8 protein-coding genes are annotated in these 13,666 nt (G+C 60.7%); all 8 read left to right on the top strand.

Annotated features, from left to right (window positions below):
• The first annotated feature begins 63 nt into the window (after positions 1-63).
• Positions 64-552 (top strand): Hcp family type VI secretion system effector, encoded by a 489-nt coding sequence (locus ACVWXD_RS25480; RefSeq protein ID WP_017735732.1) that lies wholly within the window; start codon positions 64-66, stop codon positions 550-552.
• A 92-nt stretch (positions 553-644) separates the two neighbouring features.
• The gene (gene tssE / locus ACVWXD_RS25475) at positions 645-1,160 is read left to right on the top strand and encodes a type VI secretion system baseplate subunit TssE (RefSeq protein ID WP_005792513.1); all 516 of its coding nucleotides are present in this window, start codon (positions 645-647) and stop codon (positions 1,158-1,160) included.
• The gene (gene tssF, locus ACVWXD_RS25470) at positions 1,157-3,016 is read left to right on the top strand and encodes a type VI secretion system baseplate subunit TssF (protein ID WP_095185221.1); all 1,860 of its coding nucleotides are present in this window, start codon (positions 1,157-1,159) and stop codon (positions 3,014-3,016) included. Before tssE ends, tssF begins: the two co-directional genes overlap by 4 nt.
• Positions 2,980-4,023 carry a type VI secretion system baseplate subunit TssG gene (gene tssG, locus ACVWXD_RS25465; RefSeq protein ID WP_032884439.1) on the top strand — a complete coding sequence of 348 codons (1,044 nt, stop codon included), beginning with the start codon at positions 2,980-2,982 and terminating at the stop codon, positions 4,021-4,023. Before tssF ends, tssG begins: the two co-directional genes overlap by 37 nt.
• The gene (tssH, locus tag ACVWXD_RS25460) at positions 4,016-6,691 is read left to right on the top strand and encodes a type VI secretion system ATPase TssH (RefSeq protein WP_032884440.1); all 2,676 of its coding nucleotides are present in this window, start codon (positions 4,016-4,018) and stop codon (positions 6,689-6,691) included. Before tssG ends, tssH begins: the two co-directional genes overlap by 8 nt.
• Positions 6,692-6,850: 159 nt before the next feature.
• Positions 6,851-8,791, top strand: a complete 1,941-nt coding sequence (locus ACVWXD_RS25455; RefSeq protein ID WP_122681902.1) for a type VI secretion system Vgr family protein — start codon at positions 6,851-6,853, stop codon at positions 8,789-8,791.
• 15 nt (positions 8,792-8,806) lie between these two features.
• Positions 8,807-9,238: a DcrB-related protein gene (locus ACVWXD_RS25450; protein WP_032884442.1), complete on the top strand. Its 432-nt coding sequence runs from the start codon at positions 8,807-8,809 to the stop codon at positions 9,236-9,238.
• Between the two features lie 12 nt (positions 9,239-9,250).
• Positions 9,251-13,660 carry an RHS repeat-associated core domain-containing protein gene (locus tag ACVWXD_RS25445; RefSeq protein ID WP_401380704.1) on the top strand — a complete coding sequence of 1,470 codons (4,410 nt, stop codon included), beginning with the start codon at positions 9,251-9,253 and terminating at the stop codon, positions 13,658-13,660.
• Positions 13,661-13,666 lie beyond the last annotated feature (6 nt).

The raw sequence follows: 13,666 nt of genomic DNA, 5'->3' as shown, positions 1-13,666 counted from the left end.
ACAAAGGCACTGCCCATTTGGAGTTACTCAAATTCAGTGGCAAGCGCCACACAGGGAGAAAACATGGCTGTTGATATTTTCATCAAGATCGGCGACATCAAGGGCGAGTCCATGGACAAGGCCCACAAGGACGAAATCGACGTACTGAACTGGAGCTGGGGCATGGCCCAGTCCGGCAACATGCACGTGGGCGGTGGTGGTGGTGCAGGCAAGGTGAATATCCAGGACCTGTCGCTGACCAAGTACGTCGACAAAGCTTCGCCGAACCTGATGATGCACTGCGCCAGCGGCAAGCACATCGACAAGGTCAAGCTGACTGTGCGCAAGGCCGGTGGTGAAAGCCAGGTCGAGTACATGGTGATCAACCTGGAAGAAGTGCTGGTCACGTCCCTGAGCACCGGCGGTTCGGGCTCCGATGACCGCCTGACCGAGAACGTTACCCTGAACTTCGCCCAAGTGATGGTTGACTACCAGCCGCAGAAAGCTGACGGCACCAAAGACGGCGGTGCAATCAAGTTTGGCTGGAACATCCGTTCCAACACCAAGCGCTGATAGCCCTGGTGGCCGTGGTCTCATGCCACGGCCACTAGCCCTGCCCCTCAGAACAATCGTCCCTCTCACAACCCGTCCGTGGAGCTGCTTTGGTGGTAACTGAAATCGCTTCCCGCGACCGTCTGCAACCGTCCTTGCTGGACCGGCTGACTGACGACGACCCAACCAATCCCAAGGAAAGCGCCGACAAACGCGTGCTGTCCCTGACCCAATTGAAAGCCTCGGTGCTGCGCGACCTGGCGTGGCTGCTCAATACCACGTCGTTGCTCGATGCCGACGCCACGCTGCACACCCCGGCCGGTACCTCGGTGGTCAATTACGGCCTACCTGCATTGGCGGGCAACAGCGTTTCCAGTGTCGACATCAAGGCTCTGGAAGCCCTGATCTACCAGGCGATTGCCACCTTTGAACCGCGCATCCTTCGCCATACCCTGCGGGTGAAGGCCCGCGTCGGCCATGGCGAGATGAATCACAACGCCCTGAGTTTCGAGATCGAAGGCGACCTGTGGGCGCAGCCAGTGCCGTTGCGCCTGTTGCTGCAAACCGACCTCGACCTTGAATCCGGCCACGTGCGCGTGGTCAATGCCGACCAGCGGAGACGCCCATGAATCCGCGCCTGCTGGAGCTGTACAACCAAGAACTGCATCACGTGCGCGAGAGCGCCGCCGAGTTCGCCAAGGAATACCCGAAGATCGCCAGTCGGCTGACGTTGTCTGGCATGGACTGCGCCGACCCGTATGTCGAACGTTTGCTTGAGGGCTTCGCTTACCTCACCGCCCGCGTACAGCTCAAACTCGACGCCGAGTACCCGACCTTCACCCACAACCTGCTGGAAATCGCTTACCCGCACTACCTGGCGCCGACGCCGTCGATGACCGTGGTGCAATTGCAGACCGACCCCGACGAAGGCTCCCTGGCCAGCGGCTTCCCGCTGCCGCGCGATACCGTGTTGCGTGCCGCCCTGGGCCGCGAAACCCAGACCTGCTGCGAGTACCGCACCGCACACCCGGTGACGTTGTGGCCGTTGCAGGTCAGCAATGCCGAGTACTTCGGCAACCCCGCCGCCGTACTCGGTCGGCTGGCCGCCAGTGAGCCGAAAGCCAAGGCCGGCCTGCGCCTGACCCTACGCACCGGCGCCGAATTGCCGTTCAACAGCCTCGACCTGGACAACCTGCCGCTGTACCTCAGCGGCGCCGACGAGCAGCCGTTCCGCCTTTACGAACAACTGCTGGGCAACGCCTGCGCGGTGTTTGCGCGCAAGCCCGGTGGCGATTGGGTTGAGCGGTTGCCCCAGGACGCACTGCGCTCCCGGGGTTTCGACGATGCCGACGCGGCTATGCCGGTCGTTGCGCGCGCATTCCAGGGCTATCGGTTGTTGCAGGAATACTTCGCCCTGCCCCACCGTTTCCTGTTCGTCGAATTCGCCGAACTGAGCCGCGCGGTCAAACGTTGCGACGGCCAGGAGCTGGAGCTGATCGTGCTGTTCGACCGTCACGAACCGAGCCTGGAAGGCAGCGTCGGCGCGGCGCAATTCCTGCCGTTCTGCACCCCGGCGATCAACCTGTTCCCGAAGCGCGTGGACCGCATCCACTTGTCCGACCGGGTCAACGAGCACCACGTGATCGCCGACCGCACACGGCCAATGGATTTCGAGATTCACTCGCTGAGCGGCATCACCGGCCACGGTACTGGGCCAGAGCAGCCATTTTTGCCGTTCTATGCAGTACGCGATCCATCCCGTTATGGCCGCGACCAGGCGTACTACACAGTGCGTCGCGAGCCGCGCGTGCTATCCAGCGACCAACGCCGCAATGGCCCACGCTCTACCTACGTGGGCAGCGAAACCTTCGTCAGCCTGGTGGACAGCCGCCAGGCGCCCTACGGCCACGACCTGCGCCAACTGGGCGTGACGGCGCTGTGCACGAATCGCGATTTGCCGTTGTTCATGAGCGTGGGCAATGGCAAGACCGACTTCACCCTCTCCGACAGCGCGCCGGTTTTATCCGTGCGTTGCGTCGCCGGCCCAAGTCGCCCGCGCGCCAGCCATGCCCATGACGCCAAGGCCTGGCGCCTGATCAGCCAGTTGTCGCTCAACTATTTGTCCCTGAGCGAACAAGGCCAGGGCGCGGGTGCCTTGCGCGAATTACTGCGCCTGTATGGCGACAGCAATGACGCCGCCCTGCAATTGCAGATCGAAGGTCTGCGCGACGTCAGCAGCAAGGCCGTCACCCGGCGCCTGCCGATGCCCGGACCGATCGTATTTGGCCGCGGTCTTGAGATCACATTGGAGTTCGATGAAAACGCGTTTCGCGGTACCGGCGTGTTCCTGCTCGGTGCGGTGCTGGAACGCTTCCTGGCACGCTATGTGTCGATCAACAGTTTTACCGAGACGGTGATCCGTACCACCGAACGCGGCGAGATCATGCGATGGAAAGCCAAGCCCGGGCGTCGTCCGACCCTGTGAGTACTTTGGATGCGATGCATCAGGAGCCCTGGGAATACGATTTCTTCCAGGCGCTGCGGCGTATCGAGTGCGAATCGCCGGACCTGCCGCGCCTGGGCCATTCCCTGCGCCTGGCAGACGACCCGCTACGCTTGGGGCAACAGGCCGATTGCACGTTCGCCCCGGCCACCCTGGCGTCGGTCGACCCCGGCGGCGATGGCAAACCCGCACGCCTGGAGCAATTCTTCTTTGGCCTCGGCGGCCCGAACGGTCCGTTGCCGCTGCACATCACCGAGTACGTACGCGAGCGCCAGCGCAACAATGCTGACAGCACCAGCAAGCAGTTCCTGGACGTCTTCCACCACCGCCTGCTAAGCCTGTTTTATCGGGCTTGGGCCGAGGCGCGGCCGACGGTCAGCCATGACCGACCGGATGATGACTACTGGTCTGCACGCCTCGCCGCCTTAAGTGGTCGAGGCATGCCGAGTCTGCTCAACCAAGGGCTGATTCCCGACACGGCGAAGCTGCATTACAGCGGTCACTTATCAGCGCAAACCCGTTACCCAGACGGTTTGAAGGCAATCCTCGGCGAGTATTTCGGCCTGCCGGTGGAGATTGAAGAATACGTCGGCCAATGGCTGGAACTGCCAGAGCGCAGCCGTGTGAGTGTCAGCGCCAACCGGCTGGGTGTGGACTTTTGCCTGGGCAGCCATGTGTGGGACCGCCAGCACAAATTCCGTATCCGCCTGGGCCCGCTCAAGCTGGACGACTACATGGGCATGCTGCCCGGCAGTCAGCCGTTCAACGAGCTGGTGGCGTGGGTGGCCGAGTACCTGGGCCATGAATTGGACTGGGACTTGAACCTGGTTTTGCAACAACCCGAAGTACCGGCGCTGCAACTCAATGGCCAGTTCCGCCTGGGCTTTAACACCTGGCTCGGCAATCCCGAGCATGACGCCAACGACCTAATCCTGGCCCGGCATTACGCCGATCAAGCCACTACCTCAAGGAATCCAGAGCATGGGTGAAATCAGTCGCGCCGCACTGTTCGGCAAACTCAACAGCGTGGCCTACAAGGCCATCGAAGCCGCCACCGTGTTCTGCAAGTTGCGGGGCAATCCGTATGTGGAGCTGGCCCACTGGTTTCACCAGTTGCTGCAACTGCAGGACTCGGACCTGCACCGCATCATCCGCCAGTTCAACGTCGAGCCGGCGCGCCTGGCCCGTGACCTCACCGAAGCCCTGGACCGCCTGCCGCGTGGCTCGACGTCGATCACCGACCTGTCGTCCCATGTGGAAGAAGCCGTGGAGCGCGGCTGGGTATACGGCAGCCTGATGTTCGGCGAAAGCCAGGTGCGCACCGGTTACCTGGTGCTGGGCATCCTCAAGACCCCAAGCCTGCGCCATGCGTTGCTCGGCCTGTCGTCTGAGTTCGACAAGATCAAGGCCGAAGCCCTGAGCGAACGCTTTGACGAATACGTCGGCGACTCGCCGGAAAACGCCTTGAGCGCCAGCGACGGCTTTAACGCCGGTGTTCCAGGCGAGGCCAGCGGCGCCATGGCACCGAGTGCGATGGGCAAACAGGAAGCCCTCAAGCGTTTCACCGTCGACCTGACCGAACAGGCTCGCAGCGGCAAGCTCGACCCTATCGTCGGCCGTGACGAAGAGATCCGCCAACTGGTGGACATCCTCATGCGCCGCCGCCAGAACAACCCGATCCTCACCGGTGAAGCCGGCGTCGGCAAGACGGCCGTGGTCGAAGGTTTCGCCCTTCGCATCGTCGCCGGTGACGTGCCGCCTGCACTGAAAGACGTAGAACTGCGCAGCCTCGATGTAGGCCTACTGCAAGCCGGCGCCAGCATGAAAGGCGAGTTTGAACAGCGCCTGCGCCAGGTCATCGAAGACGTCCAGGCCTCGCCCAAGCCGATCATCCTGTTTATCGACGAAGCCCATACCCTGGTAGGTGCCGGTGGCGCCGCCGGGACGGGTGATGCAGCCAACCTGCTCAAGCCTGCCCTCGCCCGTGGCACCTTGCGTACCGTGGCAGCCACCACCTGGGCCGAGTACAAGAAGCACATCGAGAAAGACCCAGCGCTGACCCGCCGCTTCCAGGTCGTGCAAGTTGCTGAACCGTCGGAAGACAAAGCTCTGCTGATGATGCGCGGCGTGGCATCGACCATGGAGAAACACCACCAGGTGCAGATCCTCGACGAAGCCCTTGAAGCCTCGGTAAAGCTGTCTCACCGCTATATCCCGGCGCGCCAGTTGCCCGATAAATCCGTAAGCCTGCTGGACACCGCCTGCGCCCGCGTCGCCATCAGCCTGCACGCCGTACCGGCCGAAGTGGACGACAGCCGCCGCCGCATCGAAGCCCTGGAAACCGAGCTGCAAATCATCGCCCGCGAGCATGCCATCGGCATCGACATTGGTGCGCGCCAGAGCAACAGCGAAACCCTGTTAAGCGCCGAGCGTGAGCGCCTGGCGACCCTGGAAAGCCGCTGGGCCGAAGAGAAAACCCTGGTGGATGAATTGCTCGCCACCCGTGCCACCCTGCGTGAAAAGGCCGGGGTTGTGGACAGCGATGCGGGTAACAACGAGAGCGATGAGTTGCGTGCGAAACTGGTCGATCTGCAACAGCGACTGACCGCGCTGCAAGGCGAAACTCCGCTGATCCTACCGACCGTGGATTACCAAGCCGTGGCCTCGGTGGTCGCTGATTGGACCGGTATCCCGGTGGGCCGCATGGCTCGCAATGAACTGGAGACGGTGCTTAACCTCGACCAGCACCTGAAGAAACGCATCATCGGCCAGGACCACGCCCTGCAGATGATCGCCAAGCGCATCCAGACCTCCCGAGCCGGCCTCGATAACCCGAGCAAGCCGATTGGCGTGTTCATGCTCGCCGGCACCTCCGGCGTGGGCAAGACCGAAACCGCCCTGGCCTTGGCCGAGGCCATGTATGGCGGTGAGCAGAACGTGATCACCATCAACATGAGCGAGTTCCAGGAAGCTCACACGGTGTCGACCCTCAAGGGCGCGCCACCGGGCTATATCGGCTACGGCGAAGGCGGCGTGCTGACCGAAGCAGTGCGGCGTAAACCCTACAGCGTGGTGCTGCTGGACGAGGTGGAGAAAGCCCACCCGGACGTGCATGAAATTTTCTTCCAGGTGTTCGACAAAGGCGTGATGGAAGACGGCGAAGGCCGGGTGATCGACTTCAAGAACACCCTGATCCTGCTGACCACCAACGCCGGTACAGAGCTGATTTCCCGCGTCTGCAAAGACCCGGCGAACATCCCCGAGCCGGAAGAAATCGCCAAGGCCCTGCGTCAGCCATTGCTGGAGATCTTCCCTCCTGCCTTGCTCGGCCGCCTGGTGACGATCCCCTACTACCCGCTGAGCGACGAGATGCTCAAGGCGATCACCCGCCTGCAACTCAACCGCATCAAGAAGCGCGTGGAGAATACCCACAAGGTCGCCTTCGACTACGACGACGCGGTGGTCGACCTGATCGTCTCGCGCTGCACCGAAACCGAAAGCGGCGGACGCATGATCGACACCATCCTCACCAACAGCCTGCTGCCGGACATGAGCCGTGAGTTCCTCACGCGCATGCTTGAGGGCAAGGCGCTGGCGGGTGTGCGCATCAGCAGCCGGGATAATGAATTGCACTACGACTTCAGCGACGCCGAATAACGACTGTTGGAATGCGGTTTAAGTGTGGGAGGGGGCTTGCCCCCGATGGCGGTGAATCAGTCGCCTGATACCTCAACTGACACACTGCTATCGGGGGGCAAGCCCCTCCCACATTTGAACTCAGTTTCTTCAGTTATTTAGTCATTTTCGAGACGCCCGATGCTATTCAACCAAGCCTCACGCCTGGCCAAGATCACCAGCCCCCTCGGGCCGGATGTGCTGCTGCTCAATGAAATGGGCGGCGGCGAAGAGCTGGGCCGACTGTTCAACTATGAGCTGCAACTGACGTCCCTGGACGCCAACATCGACCTCAACCAGTTGCTGGGCAAGCCGATGAGCGTCGGCGTGCAACTGGCGGACGGTGGTGAGCGGCACTTCCACGGAATCGTCGCGCGTTGCAGCCAGAACATCGATCAGGGTCAGTTCGCCAGTTATCAGGTGACGCTGCGCCCGTGGTTCTGGCTGCTCAGCCGCACCTCCGATTGCCGGATCTTCCAGAACCTGAGCATCCCGCAGATCATCAAGCAGGTGTTCCGCGACCTGGGTTTTTCCGACTTCGAAGACGCCCTGAGCCGGCCGTACCGCGAGTGGGAGTACTGCGTGCAGTACCGCGAGACCAGCTTCGATTTCGTCAGCCGCTTGATGGAGCAGGAAGGCATCTACTACTTCTTCCGCCATGAACAGGACCGTCACGTGCTGGTGCTGGCCGACGCCTATGGCGCCCACACCACGGTGCCAGGCTACGCGTCTATCCCGTATTACCCCAAGGACGAGCAGCAGCGCGAACGCGACCACATGCACAACTGGCACCTGGCGCAGGAAGTGCAACCGGGCTCCCTGGAGCTCAACGACTACGACTTCCAGCGCCCCAGCGCCAGCATCGACGTGCGCTCGGCCATGCCGCGCCCGCATACTGCCGGCGACTACCCGCTGTACGACTACCCCGGCACCTACGTGCAAAGCGCCGACGGCGAACACTACGCGCGCACCCGCATCGAAGCCCTGCAAACCCTGCATGAGCAAATCGAGTTCGCCGGCAACGCGCGCGGGCTAGGTTCTGGCCACCTGTTCAGCCTCACCGGCTTCAGCCGCCAGGACCAGAACCGCGAATACCTGATCGTCGGCTGTCGCTATTACATCGTCCAGGAAAGCCTGGAAAGCGGCGGCGGCTCGGGCTCGGCGCAGTTCGAAAGCAGCCTGACCTGCATCGACGCCCAACAAAGCTTCCGCCCGCTGGCCAACACCCACCGCCCCATCGTCAAAGGCCCGCAGACCGCCTTGGTTGTGGGCCCCAAAGGCGAGGAGATCTGGACCGACCAGTACGGCCGCGTAAAGGTGCACTTCTACTGGGACCGCCACGACCAATCCAACGAAAACAGCTCGTGCTGGATTCGCGTATCGCAGTCCTGGGCTGGCAAGAACTGGGGCTCGATGCAGATTCCACGGATTGGCCAGGAAGTGATTGTCAGCTTCCTCGAAGGCGACCCCGACCGGCCGATCATTACGGGGCGCGTGTATAACGCTGAGCAGACCGTACCCTACGATCTGCCGGAAAACGCGACCCAGAGCGGCATGAAAAGCCGTTCGAGCAAGGGCGGCACGCCGGCCAACTTCAATGAAATCCGCATGGAGGACAAGAAGGGATTGGAGCAGTTGTACATCCATGCCGAGCGTAACCAGGACATCGTCGTCGAAGTGGACGAAAGTCACTCAGTAGGGCATGACCGCAATAAGAGCATTGGGCACAACGAGACGGTGACGATTGGGAATAACCGTGTGCGCATCGTCAAGCAGGAAGACATCCTTTCTGTGGGCAAGAGGAAAACCGACAGTATCAGCCAGAGCTACGTGATTGAAGTGGGCGAAAACCTACGTCTGGTCTGCGGTAAAAGCATTCTGGAGTTGAACGCCAGCGGGCAGATCAACCTGAGCGGCGTCAATATCAGCTTCCACGCCAGCGGCGATGCCGAGTTCAACACCGGCGGCGTGCTGCACCTGAACAACGGCGGCGGCCCCGGCGCCACGCCCGATGGCCAAGGCCAGAAAGGCGCCATTGACGCCAATATCAAGGCAGCGTTCCCCGCACCTAAAAGCTCCTGACGAGACCTGTTTGCCATGACGTACCGAATCAACGAATTCCAGTTTCAACTGCCCGCCAGTGAGTTGCAGGACGCGACGATCAACATCCTCAAGTTCCCCGAACTGGGCACGTCCCTGATCGTCAGCCGCAGCCTGCTGGCCGAAGGCGAAACCCTGCACAGCAACTTCAACGACCAACTCCAGCGCCTGGAAAAACAGGTGCAGGACTTGCGCTACCAACCGGGTGTCGATGTGCGCCTGGGCGCCGCGCAAGAGGTCGAAGGCATCGAGCTGCGCAGCCAGTTCAACAAGGGCAATGACAAGGTGTTCCAGTATCAGTTGGCCCTGGTGATACCGGGCACACGCAAGATGCTCGCGTTGAGTTATGTGAAGGCGGATAAGCTGGGTGATGCCGAGGCGGCGCATTGGGCGTTGATCAAGAACTCGCTGTCGTTCGACGCGCTTTGATGAGCGGCCTGCATGTCTGACGCACTTTGGGCGGCCCGGATGGGCGATGCGCTCGACCATACCTCGATGATGGCCGACATTCTCGGCGGCGTGCTGGAGGTGGCGGCGAACATCGCGATTACCGCACTGGCCACGGCGGCGGTGGTGGCCGCCACCGGGATCACCGTTGTCACGGGCGGGTTGGGGTGCTTCCTGCTGGGCGCAGTAGTCGGCGTGGTGGTGGGCCTCGCGATGAGCAAGACCGGAGCCGACAAGGGCCTGAGCAATTTATGCGAGGGCATCGGCAACGCGCTGTTCCCACCGACGGTACAGGCCAATATCCTCACAGGATCCCTCGATACCTTTACCAATAACATCCCCTCTGCCCGTGCTGCCGGGGCGGTTGTTTCCCATGTAGCACCGGCCGGCACGGAGTTGGAAATGCAGGCTCCGGAAGAAGAGCCTGAAGCCGAAGCCAGTTACCTGGACATGGCCGGCGAGTTCTTCTCACAGATGTGGCGCCCCACCGTGGCTTCGCCTGCGCCAGGTACAGAAACTAAGCCCGAAGACCTGGTGCTTTGCATGAAGCACCCACCGATGCCGCCGCAGTTCATGGCCGAAGGCTCGGACAAGGTGACCATCAACGGCCAGCCCGCGGTGCGCAGCGGCGATCGCAGCACCTGCGATGCGAAAGTGGTGTCCTCCGGCCTGATCTCCCCCGACGTCACCATCGGCGGCGGCTCGGTGGTGGTGCGTGAGATTCGCAGCGGCAAAACCCCGGGGGTCGGGTTGGCAGTGACTGTGCTGCTGATGCTCAAGGGCGGCAAGGGCAAGTTCTTCAGCAAATTGCCGTGCATGTTGGCTGGCGCGGCGGCGTCGATGGCTGTGAGCAGTGCGATGGGCGCGGCGGCCAACGCCGCCATGGGCTCGTCGAACCCGGTCCATGCGGCCACTGGGGCCAAGGTGCTCGGCGGCGATGACGAACTGGATTTCGTCCTACCCGGCCTGTTGCCGATTGACTGGCAGCGCTTCTACAACAGCCGCGATGAACGCCGTAACACGCTGTTCGGCAAGGGCTGGAGCGTTGCCTACGAAGTGTGCGTCGAAATCCGGCCCCATCCCGAAGGCGGCGACACCCTGGTCTACACCGACGAACAGGGGCGCCCCATCGATATGGGCACCATTCCTTTGGGCGGCGCGGTGTTCAGCGCCGGTGAGGGGCTTGCTGTACGGCGCAACCGCAATGGGCAGTTGTTGATCGAAAGCGACGACGGTGCGTACCGCTTGTTCGAGCCCACCCCGACAAACCCGTCGCTGCTGCGCCTGAGCCAATTGGGTGACCGTAACGACAACCGCATCTATCTCGATTATGACGAGGCCGACGGCCTGGTGCGGCTGCGCGACACCTTCGACCTGACTCAGGTCGAACTGATTCGCGACCCACTCCACGTGACCCGCATCGAGCGCGTCTACCCCGATCAACGCCGAGAAGTACTCGCAAGCTACGATTACGACGCCATCGGCAACCTGGCCGAGGTACGCGATGCCAGCGGCCAAGTGCAAAGGCGCTTTGCCTATGACACCGGGCAACGCATGGTGGAGCACCAGCTGCCCAGCGGCTTGCACTGCTTTTATGAGTGGGCCCTGATAGATGGTCTGGAATGGCGCGTGGTCAAACATTGGACCAATGAAGGTGATGCCTACCGGTTCGACTATGACTTGCAGGCCGGCACCACACGCATTACCGACAGCTTGCAGCGTGTCAGCACCCGGCACTGGAACAGCCAACACCAGATCACCCTCTACAGCGACAACCTCGGCCAGACCTGGCTGTTCGAATGGAACGACGAGCGCCAACTGCTCAACGCCACCGACCCACAGGGCGGCCGCTATGAATACAGCTACGACGAGGCAGGCAACCTCATCGGCGAAACCGACCCCCTGGGGCGCAGCGACTCGACGTTATGGCTGGAGCACTGGGCCCTGCCGTTGGCGCAAACCGACGCCGCCGGCAACAGTTGGCGCTACCGCTATGATCAGCGCGGCAACTGCACCGCCGCCATTGACCCGCTGGGCCATGTCACCCGCTATCGCTATGACGACCATGGCCAGGTCGTCGAGATCATCGACGCCACGGGTAAAAGCAAAAAGCTGCGTTGGAACCCGTTCGGGCAACTGATCGAGCACATCGATTGCTCGGGGTACCCGACCCGGTTCAGCTACAACGAGCAGGGCTTTTTGCAAGTCATCACCGACGCCCTCGGCGAACGTACCCAATTCCACTACGACGCCCAAGGCCGCTTGCTCAGCAGCCAATTACCCGACGGCCGTAGCGAGCAGTACCAACGAGATATCAGCGGCCAACTGACCGCTTATACCGACCCGGCCGGCCACACCACGCGCTATCAACACAACCGCCGGGGCCAGGTGCGCCAACGCACCGATGCCCATGGCCGGCAAGTGCAGTTCGGGTATGACAACTTTGGTCGGCTGCAAGCGCTGGTCAACGAGAACGGGGAACGTTACCGGTTTGCCTGGGATGATGGGGATCGGTTGACGGAGCAGCGTAACCTTGATGGCAGCGCGAAACGTTATACATACGATGCCCTCGATAACGTAAACAGAGTCGAGACCATCGCGGCGATGCGAACAGGTCAGCAGACCAATGAAAAAACTATCGTCCAGCATCTGCAACGGGATGCGATGGGCCGACTGACAACCCGAATCACACCAGATGGACACTCCTGCTTCCGCTACAGTCCGTTGAACCAGTTAGTCGAAGCAATCGCTATCGATAACGACGGCAACCAACAACGAGTGGGCTTCACTTATGACGCGCGGGGTTATCTCACCGAAGAAAAGAGCACCGCCGGGAACCTGAAGCATCACTATGATGAACTCGGCAATCTAATCCAGACGCAATTGCCTGATGGCCGCCGGATTAACCGCTTGCACTATGGCAGTGGCCATTTGCATCAGCTAAATCTCGACGGCCATGTAATAAGCGACTTCGAGCATGATCGACTGTATCGAGAGGTCATCCGGACACAAGGCCACATCAGTACGCGAAGCGAATATGACCGCAGCGGCCGCTTACGCACTCGCCAACATCGGCATGCCAGCCTAGCGGCCTTGATGCCAGCGCCCGAACAAATACATTTTGAGTTCGATCCCAGCGACCATCTTGTGGGTCGTCTCGAACGGGGCCCACAAGGACAACAACGCCAACTGCTGCACTACGATATGACAGGGCGGATCCGTGCAACCCAGGGAGGCCGCCAAACTCAGAACGAATCATTTTGCTTCGATGCCGCTGCCAATCTTCTCGACAGCTCATCCGGTTCTACAGAGCAGGTAGCGCATAACCAACTGATCACTTATCAGGATAAGCGGTACTGCTACGACGGGTTCGGGAGAGTGATTGAAAAATCCAGCAGACGACACGGTTTACAGCATTTTAGCTATGACACTGATCACCGGCTGATCGAAGTCCGAACGCAAAAACCAGAGGGAGAAAGCGTAGTCAGAATGCGCTATGACCCGCTGGGACGACGGATTGAGAAAACCGAACATAACAGCAAAGGGCAGCTCATAGGCCACACCCGCTTCGACTGGGACGGCCTGCAATTACTGAAAGAGCATAAAAATAGTCAAATCAGCCTGTACCTCTACCTCAATAATGGTCACGAGCCCCTGGCTAGGGTCGATGGTATTGGTGAAGGTCAACGAATTCGTTACTACCACAACGATCCCAATGGACTGCCCCACGCGTTGACGGAAAGTGACGGTCACCCGCTATGGCATGCAGAGTTTCAGGTTTGGGGCAACACAGTCGATGAGACCCGCGAGCCCTACTTTATTGAGGAACAGAACCTGCGTTTCCAGGGGCAGTACCTAGACCGGGAAACAGGCTTGCACTACAACACCTTTCGTTTCTATGACCCAGACATAGGACGCTTCACCAGCCCCGACCCGTTGGGTCTGACAGGAAGCCTCAATCTTTATCGCTATGCACCGAATCCATTCACCTGGATCGATCCGCTCGGACTAAAAGAGGACGAAATCATTCGCTACATGGGCAAAAGCGAAACTGTCGCCTCTAAGGCTGCCAACGGCGGTAAGGGGGGCTTGGTTCCGAATATTAGGGGTGAGAAAGCCATCTGGGTCAATCATGACAGCAACCCCGGCTTCAACCCTGGAAAGGAACAGTATCGGGTAGTGGCCACAGTCAACAATGAAGGGGTCAGCATGCTCAACAATCATAAGGATATTTCTGACGTTGACTATAAAGAGACAGGGTTGAAAGATGGCGTGCTGTCAAAAACGAATGAACCCAAGGCAAAAGGAATCGGTAACCGATTACTCGACAAATTTAACAAAACCATTACCTCCTTTCGAGTCGAGAAAAAAGGCCCGAACGGAAAGTGGAAGACATGCGGATAGCGGAAA

The organism is Pseudomonas sp. TE3911, assembly GCF_054062775.1.
The sequence above is the reverse complement of the archived record's forward strand: the minus strand, read 5'-3'. Positions and strand labels throughout refer to the sequence as shown.